The organism is Bradyrhizobium sp. ma5, assembly GCF_042258955.1.
GTDB lineage: Bacteria > Pseudomonadota > Alphaproteobacteria > Rhizobiales > Xanthobacteraceae > Bradyrhizobium.
In genome coordinates this window covers 1,737,460-1,755,810 of record NZ_CP170156.1, presented here as the reverse complement: position 1 = coordinate 1,755,810, position 18,351 = coordinate 1,737,460, and the positions used below count along the sequence as shown (strand labels likewise).

Below are 18,351 nucleotides of genomic sequence, written 5' to 3'. Positions count from 1 at the left end.
ACGGGCGATCTCCGCCGCGCGGTCCGCCGACGGCAGCGTCGCCGCGTTGTGGGGCGCCGCGCCGCTGCCGTCGGCCCCAGCCTGGCCCCACGTTGCTCACCCACCCCCGCAACATGGAATCGCGCAGGCCAAGTTCCTTGGCCACCGATCCGATCGAGCGGCCACTCGATGTGACCAGATCAACCGCTTGCCGCTTGTAGTCGTCCGTAAACGACCGACGTTGACGTCCTTCCATCCGACACCTCCTGGCTCTTCGAGCCTCCTACAGGTGTCCATCAGTTCGGAGGGGGTTCACCCCCTTTCAGATCGGTGACGCGAGCGAATCCGAATGCACCCAGATCTTTTCGGCGGCGCGCTGCTGCGACTTTCCTTTGACCTTCCGCAGCAGCAGACGTGGACAGCGATGCTGATGCACAAAGCCATGGCGCACCGCCGCCGGCTTCCTGAAAACCTGCTGGACCTCCCACGACGCAAAGATTGACGCACACCCCTCTCCGCACGCCATAACAAGCGGGCTCAACACGAAACCGGGCGATAGCTTCCCCTTTTTGAGTTGATGATAGATCGCACTGCTCAGGCCGTCCTCAATCTGATCGCGCCAAGCCTGCGAACCTGCCCAGTACAGCGATCTTATAGGGATTTTTCCCCGAACACCCGCATCGGCAGGGGCGTTGACGTGCAGAGAACCCTGAGGCGTCGTTCCGATGCAGTGCTTCGCCGGCAACTGGCCGGGTAGCATCGAAGATACACGCCGCAGCAATTCTGGTCGGGTACCGAAGCCATGAGGCTACAGCCCCGTTTGTTGGTGAGGTTAGCGCCAAGGCTGTGGTTGCCGAGATCATCTAGATGACAGCGGTGATGCTGGATCGATAAGCTGCCGCGCCCGTCCTTCTCTTGGCCGAAATGAAAGCGGGCGCTTGCGCCCGCTTTCACGACTTGCCGACACGCCTCACGCCGGCCCTGCATCGCGACCGAAAATGCGCCGGAACATCCTCTCGCGCATCACCGTCTTAAAATCCGGCGGCGCGTCCGGGTTCTCATTGTGGTCGATGACCGACTGCGTCACCCTGCGTCCGGAGTTGTCAACCCAGCCCTGATTTTGCTCATGGATTGTCTGAGCTCCATCCGACGTCAGCTGATCAATGGTCCGCCCAGCATTGGACTGCGTCACCGTCAGATTGTTCTTTCCATCCTTGTCGTCGCCGAGCCCCTCGACGACAATGGCATTGTCGCCGTTGGTGATGGTAAGCTTCGAGGAGATGGTTTTGCCCTTACCATAATCGACCGTGTCCACGGTAATCTTCGTGCCATCGTCGAGCTGGAAAGTCATACCTTTCTTGAAGTCGAAATCGTCCTTGCCGTCGCCATCCGCATCGACGTGAGGATCGCCATGGACCTTCGTGACATGGCCAGTCTGGTTGTTGCGAACGGTCCAGGTACCGTCCTTCTCATCGGCTGTGATCGTGTATTTGTCACCAAGGTTGATCGTCGCCTTGCCGTCCTTGACCTCATGCGACCAAACTGGCGCCGGTTCATATGACGGCGCTGGCCTCTGAGCGACGACAACCGGCACCATCGCAAGAGACGGCGGCGGAGGAGGCACGAAGAAGAAGGGGCTTGCAGACTGGTAATTACCCGGCGCGCGTCCCTGTTCACCGTCATCGATACTCGCCTGATCCACCTCGCGTCCGGAGCCATCGACCCAGCCTTGGCCGCTCTCATGGATCGTCTGGGCACCATCGTCTGTAAGCGCGTCAAGAGTCATGCCAGCGTTTGATTGGGTTACCCTCAGATTGTTTTTGCCATCTTTGTCGTCGCCGAGCCCCTCGACAACGATCGCGTTGTGACCATTCGTAATGGTAAGTTTTGAGGAGATGGTCTGGCCATTACCGAAGTCGACATTATTGACGGTAATCTTTGTCCCATCGTCGAGCTGGAAGGTCATATCTTTCTTGAAATCGAAGTCATCCTTGCCGTCTCCGTCTGCATCGACGTGAGGATCATCATGGATCTTCGTGACATGGCCGGTCTGGTTGTTACGAACGGTCCAGGTGCCACCCTTCTCGTCGGCTGTAATCGTATACTTGTCGCCTAGGTTGATCGTGGCCTTGCCATCCTTGACCTCATGCGTCCACACCGGATCGACCGAAGGCTCCGAGCCTTGGTTCAGCCGGCGCCACAGCATGTCAGGAGGAGGCGGCGCCATCATGTACGCGGAAGTCACCACAGCGGGCGTGACGACGACAGGGACGACGCCCCCAGAAACGACACCGGCAGCGGTACTTACCGGCCGGTAATGGTAGGCACCAAGCGGCCCCAACAGTGTATTAAACGCGGGACTGGCAATCGCTCCTTCCGGCCCCACTCCGTTCATCGTCGCATCGAGCGCGCCGACTACGGGGAGACCGGCCATGGGAAGATACGGCATTTAGTTCACTCCTGTTGCATCGAAGAAAGCGGTAAAATTGCGAGCGTACGCGCACAATCAACCAGGAACTATTTCAGAACGCACCATTAGCCCGATGGCGAGCGAATGGATCCCTCTCGCTGCCAGCGCTGGCAGCCTTGATGAGGCTCCTCCGTCTCCCAGTTCAACCTCGCAGCGGCTCGGCACGAGCATATCGCGCGCATCCAACTCGCGGGAACTCTACCCGCAGTACCTGTCGAAAAGCTGACAACAACAAACCGCCGACCGAGCATCTCAGCCGTCGCCATCATCCGAGGGGGACGTGGATCGCACGACTTCTCGCGGCGGCTGGCCGTCGCGACAGACCACCTCTGGGTGTTTAGTCCCGAGCTTTGATGGTGCATTCTTGTCGCACGATTCGAACGATGCGCTATGGGACAAGTTTTACACGGCTGCGCCACCACGACGGAGGCAATCCGTCGAGCAATACAAAATAGTCAAGAGAGCCTGAGAGCACTCGCCAGGCGCTACGGGATCAACCAAAAGACCGTCGCGAAGTGGAAGGCGCGCGACCGTCGCCGATCTCTCGACAGGCCCGAAGGAAGCCAAATCGACCGTGGTTTCAATCGAGAAGGAGGCGATCATCGTCGCTTTCCGGCGGCATACGCTATTGCCGCTCGACGATTGCCTCTATGCGGCTGCAGCCGACCATCCCACATCTGACGCGGTCATCCCTGCATCGCTGTTCCAGCGCCACGGCATCAGCCGATTGCCGGAGGTTGAAGGCGGTAAGCCTTCGAAGAAAAAGTTCAAGGCTTATCCGATCGGCTATTTCCACATCGACATCGCTGAACTCCAGACTGCCGAAGGCAAGCTCTACCTCTATGTCGCAATCGATCGCACCAGCAAGTTCGCCTTCGTGCAACTGGTCAGGAAGACGGGAAGGACCTCAGCCTCGGCCTTCCTCGAAGCTCTGATCGCGGCTATCCCCTACAAGATCCACACGGTGCTCACCGACAATGGGATCCAGTTCACCTTCATCCACTCGGCCGAGCCGACATCGAGGCTGGTGACGACGAAACGGATGTCGAGGCCGAGCATGGTCGCCTCAATACGGGCGACGGTGCGCCGTTCGCGATCCCGGGACTTTGCCTTGTGGCGCGTCTCGGTATAGCCGCGCAGAACCGGCAGGTTCTCGATGGCGCGTCGCGTGCGGATGTCGTCGGCGACCTCGTCGACTTTTCTGGCGAGAGGCTTGGTGCCGGACAGACCGAAGATGTAGTCGATGCCGTTGGTCTCGCACCACGCCATTGCCTCCGGCCGGGCATAGTGCCCGTCGCCACGGAACGTAATTCACGTCTTGTGCCATCGCGTGCGGATGTGCCGTACCAGGCGTCGAAGATGGGCACGCACCTCGACGCCGCCCGGCGTCCTGCCGGGCCGCAGGACGACCGCCACGGGCCGGCTCGTCTCCGTGTCGTAGTGGATCGGCAGGAAGCAGCGTTCGTCATAATGAGCGTTGAACAGCGAGAGCTGCTGATGGCCGTGGACGACATCGCAGGTATCATCGATGTCGAGCGTGGCGGATGCCGGCTCGTGGGGGTAGCTATCCATCGATGCGTCGACCAAAATGTAGGTCAGCCGGATCACGTCGCGCAGGCGCGGAGCATTCTCCAGCCGCGACAAGGTCGGTTGGGAACACAAATCCCGGCCCGTGTCCGGTAGCCGACCGCAGGCCAGTTTGAATGCCGGATCGGACCTCAGATGATCGAGGTCGTCGGCGTCCTCGTAGCCGCAGCAGATCGCGAACATGCGAGCGCGGAACATATCGACCAGGCTGTGCACGACCCGCGTCGGATCGCGCCGATCCGGGAACACCCGGGCCAGATTGTCGGCCAAGCCGAGACGCCGCTCGGCCATCGCCAGAAGCATCACGCCCCCGTTCGAGGTCAGCCGACCGCCGTCGAAGGCAGCTGTGACTTTCTTGGCGTGAACGGCTGGAAACGAGAATGACGGAATCATATCGTCGGTCATGGCGGGCGTGGCGTTCGGGTTGGCTTCACAACCGAATCCTACGCCGCATCAGCGCTTTACACCACGCTCGCCAGCCTCTCGGGCGCCCTCTGACGAATAGGACGGGCTAAGCTGGACAACAGCTGCCCGTCAGTTCGCCATCAGCTTGGCTGGGTACCCTCGCAGCAGGGCTTAAGCAGCCCGAATCGATACGTAGGGACTAGCGCAGCACAGAAAGGTGAATCGTCATGTACGATCGAATCAGTGGTTCATCGACACGCACTAGCCAGGCTGACGAACTGAGTCAGTCGGTGGATAGTGGAAGCTTTACAGAAACACTTGCCGATCTCGCGGCTCAGTGGAGCTCACAATCTGGGGAGTTGCCTGACAAGATGGGGGCCTGCTGCAGCAAGCCCCATACCTCGGATGAAAACGACGTTCGAACTTCCAGCGCCTCCGACCCCAGTACATCCGCTCCAGAGAGTCCGGCCACCTCCTTGTTTGATTACAGAACGGCCGATCTGCGTGATGCTAATGTGGACGGCATCTGCGTTGGGCTGACTGCGGAGTGGTTCCGCAATCTCAACAACAGCCCACCAACCCGAATGCGAGCGCTCACACCTGGATCACAAACGCACACCTCAGCGGCTGAACGGCAGCAGCAATATCAAAACCTCAAGGATCAGTTGCGAAGCAGGGGAGCAGACTCTTCTCACGCCGACCTTCAGGCACAAAATGCCATTTTGGAGCAAGCTGGCTTGGAACCGGCTGGAGAAGAGAAGAGATTCGCATTCGGCAAGTCTTCGAACGTCGAGCGCATGGTGAACGAAATCAACAAAAACGGATCGAACCATTTGCTCAGCTTGTATTTCGCCGAAGGCGGCGCACACACAGTGGCGACGTCGGCCTCCAATGGAACGACCATGCTTTTCGACCCTAACTACGGAGAGTTTACTGTTCGATCAGATCCGAGGCAGATGGCTTCATTGTTACAAAGCCTCGCCGATCGTTACAGGAATCCCAACGGGCAACATTTGTCGACAATCACGACGCAAAGGATGCAGTGAGTTGGGCCTGCAGGCCGGTGGTGATTGACGCGTTCTGTAAAGGCGCGGATGCGTCAGCCGGCGCTTGCGTTCGGTCGAACGCGTCGGGGGCCAGCTCAGCGGCGGATAGAGGAATTTCCTTCCCACCATCGAAGGCAGCTGTGACTTTCTTGGCGTGAATGGCTGGAAACGAGAAGGGCGGAATCGTATCGTCGGTCATGGCGGGCGTGGCGTTCGCGGTTGAAGGTGATGGGGTTGGCTTCACAACCGAATCCTACGTCGCATCAGCGATTTACAGCATGCTCGCCAGCCTCTCGGGCGCTCTCTGACGAATAAGACGGGCTTGGCAACTATCGGCACCCGCCGATCACAGGTGACACGTCGCGTCATGAACATCGATTGAATGTCCGATGTCGGCTGCGCCGATAGGTCGTCGGCCGTTAAGAAGCCGGATTGAGCTGAGCTGGAGAGTTGAGTGTCCGCCGGAGTGGGACCAGGAACAGGCACAAAAGTTCTCTGAGCCAGACCAGGACACGGCGGAGGTTGTGGCCGACGGCTGAGAGGAGAACGTTGGCGGCGTCTCCGGCGCGGCCTTTGAGATAGCAGCGGCCGAGGTGGCCTTCGGTCTTCAGGTGTCCGATGATGGGCTCGATGGCGGAGCGGCGGCGCAGCTCGCGCTTGATGACACCAAAGACGCCGCGCTTCTGGCCAGAGGTGAAGACGCGACGGGGATTTTGCGCGTCGTGACCGCGGTATCCCTTGTCAACATAGACCCACTCGATCGCACAGCCGGTGAGTGTCTCGGTGCGGTCAAGGACGTCCCGCAAGGTGTGACCGTCGTACGGGTTGTCGGGCAGCAACCTGGCGTGCAGCACGCACAGGCCACCGGGGGCCCGGCGATTGTTGGTGACGATGGAGGCCTTCACGCCGAACTCGTAAGGTGCGCTGGCCTTGCCCTTGCCGATGCACTCCACCTCCGGGGCGTGGAAGGAATAAAGCTTGAAGCCGCGCTGGCGCTGCTGCTGCGAGCGAATCTGCCTGGCCCGGCCAAGCGGGAGGGCGAATGCCTCCTCCAGTGCGGGCTGGCCCTCTGTCTTGCGGCGGATGTCGCGGATGATCCGGCCCAGCCGGCTGCGCAGGATGCGCAGCTGCCGCTGATGCCGGTTGAACTGTTTGGCATGCGCGTAACGGCCCGCCATCATCGCTGCGTTTTTGGCCACGCGAGCATAGGATTGCCGCAGTCTGACCCCGTGCTTCCCCGCCAGGCGATTCAACCCGCGGATCGCCGCATGCAGCAGTTTGGCGTCGGTCGGGAAGCTGATCGCCTTCGGCTGCACGGTCGTGTCGACCGTGACCCGCTTGAGGTCCTGGCTGCGTAACGCACCGGCCGCGTGCGCCACCCGAAGGCTCTCGGCCAACAACCGCTCCAGCTTGTCGCCGAGCGGTTTGCGCCAGTGGCTCAGGTCTGAGCGCTCGTGCGGGAAAACGTGCTGGAAAAACTCTTCGCCAGTGAAGAACTGGAAGTACGGGTCGTGGACCCAGCGCTCGCACACGCCCTCATCGGACAGCCCGTAAATGTGCTTGAGCAACAACAGCCCGATCATGAAGCGGGTCTCGATCCCCGGCCTGCCGTTCTCGCTGTAGAGCGGGGCTATCTCCCCGTCGATCCAGTCCCAATCGATCTTGCCGGCGAGCAAAACCAGCTCGTGCTTCATGTTGATGATCTGGTCCAGCCGTGCCCGGAATAGATCGTTCGATCCCGTCGTCTTGTGCTTCTTCGGCCGCATCGTCTCCTCGATGCGCCACACAAGCACGGTTCACAGCGAAGGGGAATCCACAAAACGAATTTGCAAGGTTTGCGGCGCTCAAGCTTCAAATCCCTGCAAATCTCAAACGCTCCCAAACCCCAAAAACAGAATCCCGCTCAATCGCTTAGAGACTTGTTCACGGGCGACTAGGTCCTGTTTCTTGCAAAATCTCACGCCGCCTTGCTCTTGAAGCAATAATCTTCGGGACCGACTGGGCACGCCCACCCGGTCCTCACGATCGGTGACGCGATCGCCGCGAAACCGCCAGTCACTCCATCCGATCAGGGAAGCAGCGTTCCCGCCGCTCCCGGTCACGCGCTGCGCTATTGCCCCGGCGGCAATCCGATAGATGCCGGACGCGATCTGGGTAGTAGCGGCGATCACACCGTCAATCTCCGCAGCATCAGCGTGCTGCCCTAACCAGGTTCCCGCCCCATTCCACGAGTCACCACAGCTGCGGATTAGATGACTCAGCGCTCATCGACAAATGCCACACCCCACCTGATCTGCCACCGAACTTTCATCCGGCGGCGGTTAGAGTCTCGGGTTTTTTTGCAGCGAGACCGGACCTCGCACGCAGGTCAGACTTTCCAGAAAGCTTCACCGGATCCAGCAATTGCGTCTGAACGCACAGGCACGTTCGTGGCTCCCTTGTCGCTTCGCCGCCACGCCAACCATAGGGCGGCCAGTGAGGCTCGGTGAGCTCGCAGCTACCGGCAGGTGACGGCTGCAGCGAACGATCGCCCCAAATTACCTCGAACGTGAGACTCGTCAGCTTCTCGAAAGGTAGCGCCCCTAGCATGAGGCCGCTGAACTCTAGGCGAGCAGTCGCCTATTGAGCGTAACAAGATGAGCATAGGAGAAACCGATGATCGGAGAAATGATCGGAAGCGCTGCCGGCGGATGGCTCGGCGGACCTGCCGGAGCTGCGATTGGTGCCGCATTGGGCGGGGCTGTCGACCATACCTTTGAAAACGTACTCCACAAAGAGCGGTCCAATGCTAGTGACTCCGACAAAACTGCCTACAACAAGAACGCTGAAACGTACAACGTACAGCCCAAGACCGACGGTCTCGGCAAGAACGCAGATTTCAGCCTTAGCACCCTCGGAGGCGGGCAGCTCTTTCTATCTATTCCTGCCTTCGTATCGCCGGCCCGCGTGATATAGTAGGCGGCAACTTACGATATACGACAAAGACACGATATACGACAAAGAAAGGTGAATAGACATGGCGATTAATGCTCCTGGCCCTACTGGCGACACCCAGCAGACCGATGATGGCGGGTTCCAAGACAATCTGGCTGAGTTCGAGCGCGTTAGCCAAAAAGTCCAAACGCAATCCATAACAATGCGCAGAATTACGACCGAGCTCTCGTCCGAGAAGAAGGTCGCCGACGAGCGCGTTCAGTAAATCTGCAAGACGGTTCGGCTCACGGAGTCGCTACCGTGTCGGCGCAGTGAATGACGAACTCTGCAAGAGCCGTACGGCAACTGCCGTACGGCTTATCTCGTTATTCAGGAGATGATCCGTGAGCGAATCGATTTCTCTCGAGTTTGAGGTGCTGTCAGGGCTCTATACTGGGCTTAGGGGCAAACCCGCCATTGGGGCCAGCCTCATCGGCAGCGGGCTCGATGCCGATCTGATCTTCGTTGAACAAGGGCTCGAACCGCGTCACCTTCGCATCACCCCACATGGCAATTCGATCGAGATTGAAGCCCTTGCTGGCGATATCAGCGTAGACGGCCACGGAAATATCGTCCGAGGCGAGGGCGTGAGTGTTTCTCTTCCTGCCGTCGTTCATATCGGCGCCATGTCCATTCGCTGGTCGACGCAGGATTTGCCGCAGGCTGGTTCGAGCAACCGCTCACTTAGCTCGATCGTGGCACTTAGCCTGGTCTTGCTCAGCTCAGTTGTGATCGGTACCGTCTCAACCATCTTCGCCCCAACCGATAGCGCGGTGGCACTGAGCACCGATGCATCGCCTGCTGTCGACGTCGCCCCCAAACCGACCATCAACCATGTTGATGAGCGGGCCGCTGATGCGAGCGCCGAACTGCTGCGGCAGGAGGTTGAACGAGGCGGCCTTCTTAATATCAAGGTCGGCTCCGGAACGGGTGTTGTGACCGCGGAAGGCACTGTTACGCCTGCGATGGTCGCAAAATGGCAAGAAATCCAGCAATGGTTCGACCATCAAACCAAGGGCACTCTTGCCCTGGTGAATGCGGTCATCGTCAAAGAGGAGAAGACGCCGTCCTCGATTGCTGTCCAAGCAGTTTGGCGCGGAAGCGAACCTTATCTGCTCATCGGCGGCCAGAAGTATTTCATCGGCGCGCAGTTGAGCAATGGATGGACGGTCGATCGAATTGAGGATGGGCGAGTGTTACTCAGTCGGAACGGCCGGTCTGCTGCTCTCACCTATTAAAGTTTCTATCCTGCAGGAAAAGAAGGAGAAGTCGATGGCTAGGCTGCCCCAGCACCCTGTAGGGCCCGGCACCTCATCGCAGGGGTTCAACGTCGGCGAGCATGCGCCAGTCGTCCGCCCGACCAACCTGCAAACCAATAAGATCGAAGTCGGTGGCACGCAGGCAGATGGCGCCACGAAACGGGCGTCGTGGCGGGACACGCCCGCGCAGGATCTGCCAATTGATGCTGCGACAGAAGCCACGCTCGAGGTCAACTCTATCGATGCCCTCTCCCGCGTCACTCTTTTCGAGAGGGGTGCGGGGGCCAATGAGATCGACCCACACGCGCTATTGGCCTCACTTTATGGCCACAATCTCTCACATGGACTACTCTCCTTCGTCATTCCACGCCTACGTCATCCGGACGTGCTGCGCGCGGACAAGCATGGCGCTCTTCTGGAACGCCTAACTCAAACATTGGAGGCGACGCCAAACGACAAGACGGCTTGTGAATGTTTGGCAATCCTGCAGCAGGAGCTGCAGCGGCTTCTTCTGCTTCGGCAGAATCAGAACAGCTTGATAAAGGGCTAAGCCATGATTGACTCGGATCGAGTGCAGCAACTCGCCCCTAGGTCGGCCCCAGACGTTTCTAAGTCCGGCGATATCTTGCTGATCTCCGGGCCTGAGCGTGATCTGCTCTGCGCCCTCTCCTATGTCCACCTCGCGTGCGGACAGAGCGCACAGAGTCTAGTTCTGCTGCGAATCGCAGCTCGCGAACATTCCCAAGATGTCGATCTACTCCGCATTCTAGCCTACACTCTCATCTCGGAGAGCCTTGGTGATGAAGCACTTGCTGTCCTGGATCGGCTGGACGCACTTGATGCTCAACCGTCTTCACGCGTGCCTTTGACGCTCTTGCGCAGTCATGCGCTGCGACAAGCAGGCCGCATGACCGAGGCCCGCGACGTCTTCCAACGCTATGTGTCATTGCGCTGCAGCACAGCGATCATCAAAAAGCAGTAGGGATCAACATGGCTAACGTCTTGCGTAACTTCATCGTGCGCGCGCCGGCCCGCCCGGATTTTATGGTCGCATTGCTGCTGCTTTTGGCGATCGGCATGATGATTATCCCGATCCCGATCATCGTGATTGACATGTTGATCGGCTTCAACCTTGGCTTTGCCATATTGCTGCTGATGGTCGCCCTCTATCTCAGCACGCCGCTTGATTTCTCGTCCTTGCCGGGCGTCATCCTGATTTCAACGGTATTCCGTCTCGCGCTGACCATCGCAACAACGCGGCTTATTCTAGCTGAGGGCGACGCGGGCAGCATCATCCACACGTTTGGCGACTTCGTCATTTCGGGAAATATCGCTGTCGGAATCGTCATATTCCTAATCGTGACCATGGTGCAGTTCATGGTTCTTGCCAAAGGCGCCGAACGCGTCGCAGAGGTTTCGGCGCGCTTCACGCTCGACGCGCTGCCGGGCAAGCAGATGGCGATCGATGCGGAGCTGCGCAATAGCCATATCGATCAACACGAAGCACGTCGCCGGCGCGCCACACTGGAGCAAGAAAGCCAACTTCATGGCGCCATGGATGGGGCCATGAAGTTTGTGAAGGGCGACGCGATCGCCGGGCTGATCGTCATCTGCATCAATATGCTGGGCGGGATCAGCATCGGCCTCCTCTCCAAGGGCATGTCGCTCGATGAGGCGCTGCATCAATATACGCTGCTGACGATTGGTGATGCGCTCATCTCTCAGATTCCGGCTCTGCTGCTGTCGATTACGGCCGCGACCATCGTCACGCGCGTCAACGGGCCTTCCAAGCTCAAGCTTGGCGCCGATATCGTCAACCAACTTACGGCGAGCACACAAGCACTTCGGTTAGCCGCCTGCGTCTTGTTATTGATGGGACTTATTCCAGGCTTCCCTCTGCCTCCGTTCGTTATCCTGGCTGTGCTCTTCGCTACAGCGAGCTATGTCAAGGTTGGCGCGAAAGGCGACAAGGCGGCCGCTACGACGGGCGCAAATGTCACCGTCTCGGCCCCGGCACAGCCTCAGAAGCAAGCCGTTCATGCGGAAGCCCTTCCGATCGCGCTATTCCTTGCGCCGAACCTGACGCATTCGATCGACAAGAACGAGCTGGAACAGTGCATCGAGCGCGTTTCAACGCTGGTATCGGCGGATCTTGGCATCACAGTTCCGCGTATCCCGGCCCAGATTGATCAGCACTTGTCCAGGTCGCAATTCAGGGTGGATGTCGACAGCGTGCCAGTTGAACGGGACGTCATCGATCCGACGCAACTCGCGCTCAACGACGATGTGGCGAACATTGAATTGAGCGGCATCCCCTTTTGGCAAGACCCGGAGACGAATCGGATCTGCATCGAAGAAGGCCACGCAGCCGCTCTCAAGGCTGCCGGAATCGGGTATCACCGTCCGAGCGAAATTCTTGGCTTACGTCTCCATTCCACATTGACACGCTATGCACAGCGCCTGGTAGGCATTCAAGAGACCCGCCAATTGCTCGGCCGGATGGAGCAGGAATACGCTGATCTGGTGAAGGAGGTGCTGCGCACGACGACAATCCCGCGAATCGCCGAGGTCCTGCGCCGCCTACTTGATGAGGGCATTCCAATTCGCAACACCCGCCTGCTCCTGGAGGCATTGGCAGAATGGAGTGAACGCGAGCAAAACGCCGTCCTGCTCACTGAATATGTTCGTGCCACTCTGAAGCGGCAGATCTGTTTTCGCTATGCCAATGCCCACCGTGTTGTGGCCGCCTTTATCATCGAGCGTGAGACCGAGGAGATTGTGCGCGGCGCGGTGCGCGAAACCGCTGTCGGCCCGTACCTGGTTTTGGACGATTGGCAGAGCGAGAGGCTGCTTGCACAATTCCGTCAGATCCAGTCCACCATCGCACAAAGTCAGAGCCAGCCCGTCATTCTCGGTTCGATGGATATCCGGCGTTTCGTACGCGGCTTTCTCACCCGCAACGGGATCGATCTGCCCGTTCTGTCCTATCAGGATCTCGCCTCGGATTTCACGGTCCAGCCGATTGGATCGGTCAAGCTTCCGGCTGCCAAGGACCAGGCTCCTTCTAAGGAGCGTGCTGGGCTCCTTACCGCTGCCAGCTAACAGAGCACGGCATGTCGCCGTGAGACAGCCTATGAATTCATATGAGACAAGCATCGGCCGGCACTTGTGCTCCTTTCGTCTGAACTCATGCTCAGCGTTCCTCGCCATTGCAATGCTAGCAGGTTGTGCTACCTCGGAGCGGTCGGGTCTCCCAGTCCAGCAAATGGACAGATCTGACCTAGCAGACGCCAAGGAGATCAATCCTGCTATGCGCGAGCGCATCTCGCACGCTCTCGGTCGGGATGCTGATGAGCAGACTCTGCGCGATACGTTGAAGCAACAACCGGACAACGTCGATGCGGCGATTGCTCTTGCGCGGGCTCTCTTGGCGCGCGAATCCCCGGATGAAGCGCTTGAGGTGATTGATACCGTGTTGTTGACAGTCCCCGGCCACCTGCGCGCGCTGAATGCCAAGGGTGTTGTGCTCGATCACGAGGGCCGCCATCACGAGGCGCAAGCTCTCTACCGCCAAGCTCTCCAAACAGACCCCGCAAATCTGATGTTGCGCAACAATCTCAAATTGTCGCTCGCACTTGATCGGAAGCCGGCGATCGGGAACGCCAGTCTACAACAACCGCAAACGGACGGCCGGCACGCGTTGGACCGATCGAGGTAGCGTGGCCAAGCGGCACGACCCGCCGATGCTCGATGCCTAGCTGTGAGCTTGTCGAATTTGCTGAGTATGAGTCGGACCGAGGCTCAAGGGCCAGTTGCCGCGAAGCAACGTCGTCGATAGGAATGCTACTCGCCATGTATAACCGCATCAGTGACTCATCCATCATTCACGCCGCAAGTGTTTCCGAGGCCGATGAAACGCGTCAGCGCGCCACCAATGACCCGCACGCTGATGAGGATAGCCAAAGGTTCTCGGATATGGTTTCCGCGCTGAATTTAGCATCCGCGGGTTCGCAGGCTGGTTCATCTTCGACAGCAACCCGGACTTACTCTCTGGTTTCCGAGCCGCCGGTGGTTGAGATCTCAAGGTCTACCTTCGAGGACAAGCTAGCGGAGTTTTATGGTGACGACATAGAGTATATCGCTGCGCATCCGCAGCGGTATTCCCGTCCCGTTTCCCAGAAGGCCCAGCGCACGGCGGACATCGCGTTTCGCTTCGGCACGAAAGCCGGTTCGGAGGCGGCACGATATTTCAGCTATCAGCTCGGTAACAAAAGCGTTGGACTTCTGAGAACGGAACTCGGCGGGCCCATGAGCGAGCTGTTCAAAGGCAACAATGCTTGGCGGGAGACATTCCCTGGGCGAGATGAAATCACGTCAACGATAGATTTCCGCGTTACTCATCCACTTGTCGATAACGCGGGCGATATTTTGCTGGAACATCAGCTCCGGCTCGATGGCAACGAACCGCTCGTCCTGTCTCACTCTTTCAACCCCGAAGCGAAAGCTCGCGCAGGAGCATTGGGCTTTGTTGAGGTAGGCGATTCGATGATGGTGCTTGACCCCACCAAGCGCGCGGACAAGTGGAAGAAGAACAGCGAGGGCAAATGGCAGCGGGAAGGCAAACCTCCTTTATATCTTGCCGCAGCTGAAGGCAATGGCGGTGACGATGCCAAGCGTAGCGGGAGCGCTACAAATCACGCGCAAGATCCGTACGACGATGAATACGACTTTATGTAGATCGCACAGGCTCACGCTGAGACAGCTCACGTGATTAGCCAGATCGGCTTTGGCACGGGTCGGACTCGCATCGGATGTCTTCGGCATGTACCGACATCAAACTTCCTGCACCGGGGCGGACCGGAGGGATTGCGCTTTACGCAAGCCAGCTTGTCCGCCTTCCCTGCGCGGGCCGCGTCGGACTCGCCGGCTAGTCTAGCGCGCGCCATCGATGTTCATCGCGCGTTTGTCGAACACGATCAGTGCCCTCGGCGGCTCTGCAAGTTTACTCGCCATGGCTCATCGAGCTCGCACGCCTGCTATTGCGCTGACCACATAGCATCCGGCGGACCGGGATCGCCGCAATGAAAAAGGGGCTGATCTCGGCCGAAAGCAGCGGCAGCTCGTCTTTCAAGCCACCAAGAACGGGCATGACCATTTCCACTGTCTAACGACGCACTCAAGGCGTTTCCAAACTGCTCAAGTGCTACGGTCCGCAGAGCCCGCAATTGCATCCCACCAAAGCAAGGAGGTGATGGCGTGTTCATAGCAAATGGAGCGCTCGCGCCGCTCGCGATAGGAGCACTCGGATGATCACGCCGGTTCGGCGGAACTGGAGTCCAAGAGAACTATTTCACGCTCTTACGCCAGCGATGTTCACCGCCGAACCATCGGTTATACGCGCACGTTGGGACAAATTGTGGCCTGATCTGTACACCGAGTATGACGCCAGGCATTTGAGACGAGAATTGTCGGCCCGAAAGCTGATCGCGACCGACGAAGCTGGGGCGTTTTTCAATGCCTGCGAGGCCGACGAAGAGCGTCACACCGATGGCTTCATCCGCATCATTGAACTTGTCGCTAATGGATCCGAAAAAACCATTCGGGAGAAATTAGACGCTCGTTCGCATGATTTTGGTCCGATCGGCGAACACCTGAAGGACGAATTCTCCCTGATGGTTATGATCGCATTCGATGAGATATGCACTTGCCGCGCCTATGCTGCGGAAAAGCCGTTTTATGATGGCCTTGGGAACGACACGTTCCATCATTGGCTGAGCGAGGTGATTGCCGACGAGGCGGTTCACTCAATGAACGCCGTTAACGTAATCCGCGCGCGCTATAGCGACCGCGTTGGTGAAGTCGACGCAATTCTCGATAACCTAATCAGGCGCGTTACCGACGATCTGAGTTATTCTGGTACATTCGTCCTGGATTACTTCGGCGGAGTTTACACAAAGGAAATGTTCGCTAGCTCGCGTCTCGCTGTCATGAGAAATGTTGCCTAGCCGATCGCGGCGTAGAGCGAGATAGATGGAGCCGTCAGCCAAGCTGAGTCGTGGCACCCGCGCGGTGATTTGCGCAATCGTTCACTCCGGCCCGAACTGGACGGTGCGTTGCCCATAATCTTTCGATGGATGCGCGTTCTAATGCGTCTCACAGCAAGCCTGACGAAAGTCGAGCCGGCATCGTATAGTTGCCAGACGATCTTTCGTTCGCCGCAAGTTGCCATCCTGCCAAGTCAGCGCTGAATTCTCGGGCGATTCCGCATCCAAATGTCGTGTTCGCGACGTGCCGGCGGTTGGGCATTGGCCAGAATGTACTCGCCGCGTTTTGCTTTGAGTCAAGTTGGACACGCAGCGCGCCCGGCGCGAGCCGTCGAGCGATTTGGCCCAGCTTTTGCTCCGCGGCCTGCCGACGATGTACGGTTCCCCGCTTTGTCGGATACGCGGACGTAACCGCCCGCCTATTGGCTTGTTCCTAATCTTTCGCTTCTGCCTAACCAACGATCCCGGGACCGGGAGGTTTTCACAGCGCTAGCGGTCGCTACTTTCGGCGGACTTCGGGGCAGAGAACCAGGAGCTATGAAGTCGACGCCTCCTGGGTCGTTCCCTGCTCGATTTACGCAGTAGGTATCCGCCTTTAGTCGCCTTACAGTCGTGCCCGGACGGCGCTACCGTTGAGAACTGGCGTTATGTACCGTGGCGCCAGCGGATCAATGCCTCCCTAGAGCGCAAGCTCTAGGAGAGTTCCTGGATAAGGCTTCGGTGGCGGTCCCATGAAAGATATGGAGGCGAGCGAAGCTTTATGCCAAAAGCCGAATATGCGGATTAAATCAAATAGCAAAATGCGCGACCGACCAGAAGAAGTGCGGACTGTGCGAGCACCCTCGCCGTCCATTTCAGGCGGCATGCCGACCAAGTCGAAAGGGCCGTGGCCGATCGGTCAGGGCGAACGCTCAGAAAACGGTGCTATCCGTCACCTACCCGCGCCCAAGGGAAAGCAATTCCTGCGATAGCAGGCTAAGACCATCTCTCATCCCCGTAGACTGCGGTCCTTCAGCTTGACACCCCCAGTGGCCGACGGGGTCTAGGCAATTTGGTGGTGAACGAGTACCCTGCCAATGCTTGGATGATCGTGAGGAACATCTGTTCCGAAAATCACAATTGTGAGTCGCGCATGAATACCATGTCGCCTTTCACCCTCCGAGTTACAAGGAATGCTATTTGTCCGCGTGCTCTGATCTGCCGATTAGACGGCCAGCTTTGATGGGGAGCGTCCGGATTCACATAGTTCGATAACGTGCACGGGCATCCTAGAGCAAATCGGCGAATTGCATTCAGCAGATTGAGGTCGCATTGATTTATACAGCACAGGCTAGGTTCCTCGTCCGCAGAGGAAGCAGGCTGGATGGTTTATGATCGAGAACGCAAAGGGCCGGCTCTGTTAAAGAACGGCAACTGGGCCGAGAAGTTGACACGGGAAGAGGCCGAGCGCCTCAAGCAGAGGCTGACGGACCAGCCAGCTGATCCAGGCCTTGACCGACGCTCCCCATTTTGACCAGGTCCACTAGTAAGTGATGGCGCCGACCGGATACCGGCCGCCGAAGCAAATAGCCGTATCGTCCCTGAAACTGCGGCAGGCGGCGGCGCGCGTTCCGGCCCCGGGGACACATCTAGTCGAGCTCAATTCCGGATCGCGACGTGCTCTCGTCAATCTTGGTGAATGAGGAAACCATCAGGCCCGCTCGAGGAGCGGGCTTGCTACAGAACGCACTATGGCAAGCGACAAACCTTGGAACAACTGGCCTATTTGCCGCGCTGCAGGCAAAGGACGACCTCCTTCCAAAGTTTGCTGAGCAGCGCTCAGTCATGTTCCGTAGCCTTTGCGCGCGCGACAACGGGGGATCGCGCCTTCGTCGTCGCCCGCCCGCGACGGCAGAACGGCTGCTCGAGGATAAAGGGAACTCTCGCTGGCAGGTCCCAAGTCGTAACGTGCGCCCGCCGGATCAGCACCTCTTCGCCCATAGGCGCCCACCCAGGCCTCAACGCCGCGAACTTCTGCCTGGTTGACCCGACGCTGACCGTCCCTACCCGCCGCGCTTTCGGATATCGAAGCCTGTGCCACCAGATAGGTCAGGTCATTCCCCCGGGGGCAAGCTTTTGATCAGACGTTCGACGGCCGTGGCGTACACTTTCTCGAACGGACCGCCAGTTTCGAACGCCTCCGCGGGCGGCCGCGATCCAATTTCCACCGGTGAGAGCGGAGATCGCTGCCGTCGTCGGCGCTTCCGGCAACGCGTCTCGATTGGCCGCATCGCGGCGGCCCCATCCCGATTGCCCTGCGCACGGGGGGCTCGCTACCCGCGACGTGCCGCCGGGTGAAAGAACCATTCTCCGAGCGACCATCCCCGATTCTTCGCGGCGGCGACACACAGCCTAAGCCCGGCGAAAAGCGAGGATCGCCGATAACGATGACCATCCCGCCCGTCGTATCAAGCACACCAAGAATGCCCATCGTACTTCGCCTCCCGACGTCAACTCGTCCAATAGGTTTGCGACTTTGGCCGAGGTCTCGGCTGGGCATTCCAGTTCGTACCTACGGAGAGCTTTGACCGGATCGAGAGTTCGATGCT

General features: G+C 58.8%; 15 protein-coding genes and 3 pseudogenes. 11 read left to right on the top strand and 7 right to left on the bottom strand.

Features of this window, described 5'->3' with window-relative positions:
* Positions 1-148: 148 nt before the first annotated feature.
* The 3 genes and pseudogenes from ACE103_RS08240 to ACE103_RS08230 form a co-directional block, all read right to left on the bottom strand.
* Positions 149-235: pseudogene (locus ACE103_RS08240) on the bottom strand (hypothetical protein); the annotation flags it as partial.
* Positions 236-301: 66 nt separating this feature from the next.
* Positions 302-739 carry a hypothetical protein gene (locus ACE103_RS08235; protein ID WP_375779021.1) on the bottom strand — a complete coding sequence of 146 codons (438 nt, stop codon included), beginning with the start codon at positions 737-739 and terminating at the stop codon, positions 302-304.
* A gap of 210 nt (positions 740-949) precedes the next feature.
* On the bottom strand, positions 950-2,428 hold the full coding sequence (locus ACE103_RS08230; protein ID WP_375779020.1) for a DUF1521 domain-containing protein: 1,479 nt from the start codon (positions 2,426-2,428) through the stop codon (positions 950-952).
* Between the two features lie 411 nt (positions 2,429-2,839).
* Between ACE103_RS08230 and ACE103_RS08225 the strand changes: the two are divergent.
* Positions 2,840-3,443 (top strand): annotated as a pseudogene (locus ACE103_RS08225) (DDE-type integrase/transposase/recombinase); the annotation flags it as partial.
* Between the two features lie 2 nt (positions 3,444-3,445).
* On the opposite strand, the pseudogene ACE103_RS08220 reads toward ACE103_RS08225, so the two are convergent.
* A pseudogene (locus tag ACE103_RS08220) lies at positions 3,446-4,441 on the bottom strand (IS1380 family transposase); the annotation flags it as partial.
* A 227-nt stretch (positions 4,442-4,668) separates the two neighbouring features.
* Here ACE103_RS08220 and ACE103_RS08215 point away from each other — a divergent pair.
* Positions 4,669-5,487 carry a YopT-type cysteine protease domain-containing protein gene (locus tag ACE103_RS08215; RefSeq protein ID WP_375779019.1) on the top strand — a complete coding sequence of 273 codons (819 nt, stop codon included), beginning with the start codon at positions 4,669-4,671 and terminating at the stop codon, positions 5,485-5,487.
* Here ACE103_RS08215 and ACE103_RS08210 read toward each other — a convergent pair.
* Both ACE103_RS08210 and ACE103_RS08205 read right to left on the bottom strand, forming a co-directional pair.
* Positions 5,465-5,686, bottom strand: a complete 222-nt coding sequence (locus ACE103_RS08210) for a hypothetical protein (RefSeq protein WP_375781320.1) — start codon at positions 5,684-5,686, stop codon at positions 5,465-5,467. The two genes, ACE103_RS08215 and ACE103_RS08210, sit on opposite strands and share 23 nt — an antisense overlap.
* A gap of 220 nt (positions 5,687-5,906) precedes the next feature.
* Positions 5,907-7,253 carry an IS5 family transposase gene (locus tag ACE103_RS08205; RefSeq protein ID WP_375779018.1) on the bottom strand — a complete coding sequence of 449 codons (1,347 nt, stop codon included), beginning with the start codon at positions 7,251-7,253 and terminating at the stop codon, positions 5,907-5,909.
* 889 nt (positions 7,254-8,142) lie between these two features.
* On the opposite strand from ACE103_RS08205, the gene ACE103_RS08200 reads away from it, so the two are divergent.
* The 8 genes from ACE103_RS08200 to ACE103_RS08165 all read left to right on the top strand — a co-directional run bounded on the left by ACE103_RS08200 (position 8,143) and on the right by ACE103_RS08165 (position 14,456).
* Positions 8,143-8,442, top strand: coding sequence for a hypothetical protein (locus ACE103_RS08200; RefSeq protein ID WP_375779017.1), 300 nt, complete (start codon positions 8,143-8,145; stop codon positions 8,440-8,442).
* 61 nt (positions 8,443-8,503) lie between these two features.
* On the top strand, positions 8,504-8,686 hold the full coding sequence (locus ACE103_RS08195; protein WP_375779016.1) for a hypothetical protein: 183 nt from the start codon (positions 8,504-8,506) through the stop codon (positions 8,684-8,686).
* A gap of 118 nt (positions 8,687-8,804) precedes the next feature.
* Positions 8,805-9,698, top strand: coding sequence for a hypothetical protein (locus tag ACE103_RS08190; protein WP_375779015.1), 894 nt, complete (start codon positions 8,805-8,807; stop codon positions 9,696-9,698).
* A 34-nt stretch (positions 9,699-9,732) separates the two neighbouring features.
* A complete protein-coding gene (locus ACE103_RS08185) occupies positions 9,733-10,269 on the top strand; it encodes a hypothetical protein (protein ID WP_375779014.1) in 537 nt (178 codons plus the stop codon).
* 3 nt (positions 10,270-10,272) lie between these two features.
* Positions 10,273-10,701 (top strand): tetratricopeptide repeat protein, encoded by a 429-nt coding sequence (locus tag ACE103_RS08180; RefSeq protein ID WP_375779013.1) that lies wholly within the window; start codon positions 10,273-10,275, stop codon positions 10,699-10,701.
* 8 nt (positions 10,702-10,709) lie between these two features.
* Positions 10,710-12,821: a type III secretion system export apparatus subunit SctV gene (sctV, locus tag ACE103_RS08175; protein WP_375779012.1), complete on the top strand. Its 2,112-nt coding sequence runs from the start codon at positions 10,710-10,712 to the stop codon at positions 12,819-12,821.
* A gap of 208 nt (positions 12,822-13,029) precedes the next feature.
* A complete protein-coding gene (locus ACE103_RS08170) occupies positions 13,030-13,437 on the top strand; it encodes a tetratricopeptide repeat protein (protein WP_375779011.1) in 408 nt (135 codons plus the stop codon).
* Between the two features lie 134 nt (positions 13,438-13,571).
* A complete protein-coding gene (locus ACE103_RS08165) occupies positions 13,572-14,456 on the top strand; it encodes an Effector protein NopP (RefSeq protein ID WP_375779010.1) in 885 nt (294 codons plus the stop codon).
* Positions 14,457-14,721: 265 nt separating this feature from the next.
* Here the strand turns inward: ACE103_RS08165 and ACE103_RS08160 are convergent, their stop codons facing one another.
* Positions 14,722-14,874, bottom strand: coding sequence for a hypothetical protein (locus ACE103_RS08160; RefSeq protein ID WP_375779009.1), 153 nt, complete (start codon positions 14,872-14,874; stop codon positions 14,722-14,724).
* A 151-nt stretch (positions 14,875-15,025) separates the two neighbouring features.
* Here ACE103_RS08160 and ACE103_RS08155 point away from each other — a divergent pair, with 151 nt between their 5' ends.
* Complete coding sequence (locus tag ACE103_RS08155; protein WP_375779008.1) at positions 15,026-15,724, top strand: hypothetical protein; 699 nt, start codon at positions 15,026-15,028, stop codon at positions 15,722-15,724.
* The last annotated feature ends 2,627 nt before the right edge of the window (positions 15,725-18,351 follow it).

Coding starts and splice junctions, on each gene's coding strand:
- ACE103_RS08235 (WP_375779021.1), bottom strand. CDS start 739: ATGCTACCCGGCCAGTTGCCGGCGAAGCACTGCATCGGAACGACGCCT.
- ACE103_RS08230 (WP_375779020.1), bottom strand. CDS start 2,428: ATGCCGTATCTTCCCATGGCCGGTCTCCCCGTAGTCGGCGCGCTCGAT.
- ACE103_RS08215 (WP_375779019.1), top strand. CDS start 4,669: ATGTACGATCGAATCAGTGGTTCATCGACACGCACTAGCCAGGCTGAC.
- ACE103_RS08210 (WP_375781320.1), bottom strand. CDS start 5,686: ATGACCGACGATACGATTCCGCCCTTCTCGTTTCCAGCCATTCACGCC.
- ACE103_RS08205 (WP_375779018.1), bottom strand. CDS start 7,253: ATGCGGCCGAAGAAGCACAAGACGACGGGATCGAACGATCTATTCCGG.
- ACE103_RS08200 (WP_375779017.1), top strand. CDS start 8,143: ATGATCGGAGAAATGATCGGAAGCGCTGCCGGCGGATGGCTCGGCGGA.
- ACE103_RS08195 (WP_375779016.1), top strand. CDS start 8,504: ATGGCGATTAATGCTCCTGGCCCTACTGGCGACACCCAGCAGACCGAT.
- ACE103_RS08185 (WP_375779014.1), top strand. CDS start 9,733: ATGGCTAGGCTGCCCCAGCACCCTGTAGGGCCCGGCACCTCATCGCAG.
- ACE103_RS08180 (WP_375779013.1), top strand. CDS start 10,273: ATGATTGACTCGGATCGAGTGCAGCAACTCGCCCCTAGGTCGGCCCCA.
- sctV (WP_375779012.1), top strand. CDS start 10,710: ATGGCTAACGTCTTGCGTAACTTCATCGTGCGCGCGCCGGCCCGCCCG.
- ACE103_RS08170 (WP_375779011.1), top strand. CDS start 13,030: ATGCGCGAGCGCATCTCGCACGCTCTCGGTCGGGATGCTGATGAGCAG.
- ACE103_RS08165 (WP_375779010.1), top strand. CDS start 13,572: ATGTATAACCGCATCAGTGACTCATCCATCATTCACGCCGCAAGTGTT.
- ACE103_RS08160 (WP_375779009.1), bottom strand. CDS start 14,874: ATGGTCATGCCCGTTCTTGGTGGCTTGAAAGACGAGCTGCCGCTGCTT.
- ACE103_RS08155 (WP_375779008.1), top strand. CDS start 15,026: ATGATCACGCCGGTTCGGCGGAACTGGAGTCCAAGAGAACTATTTCAC.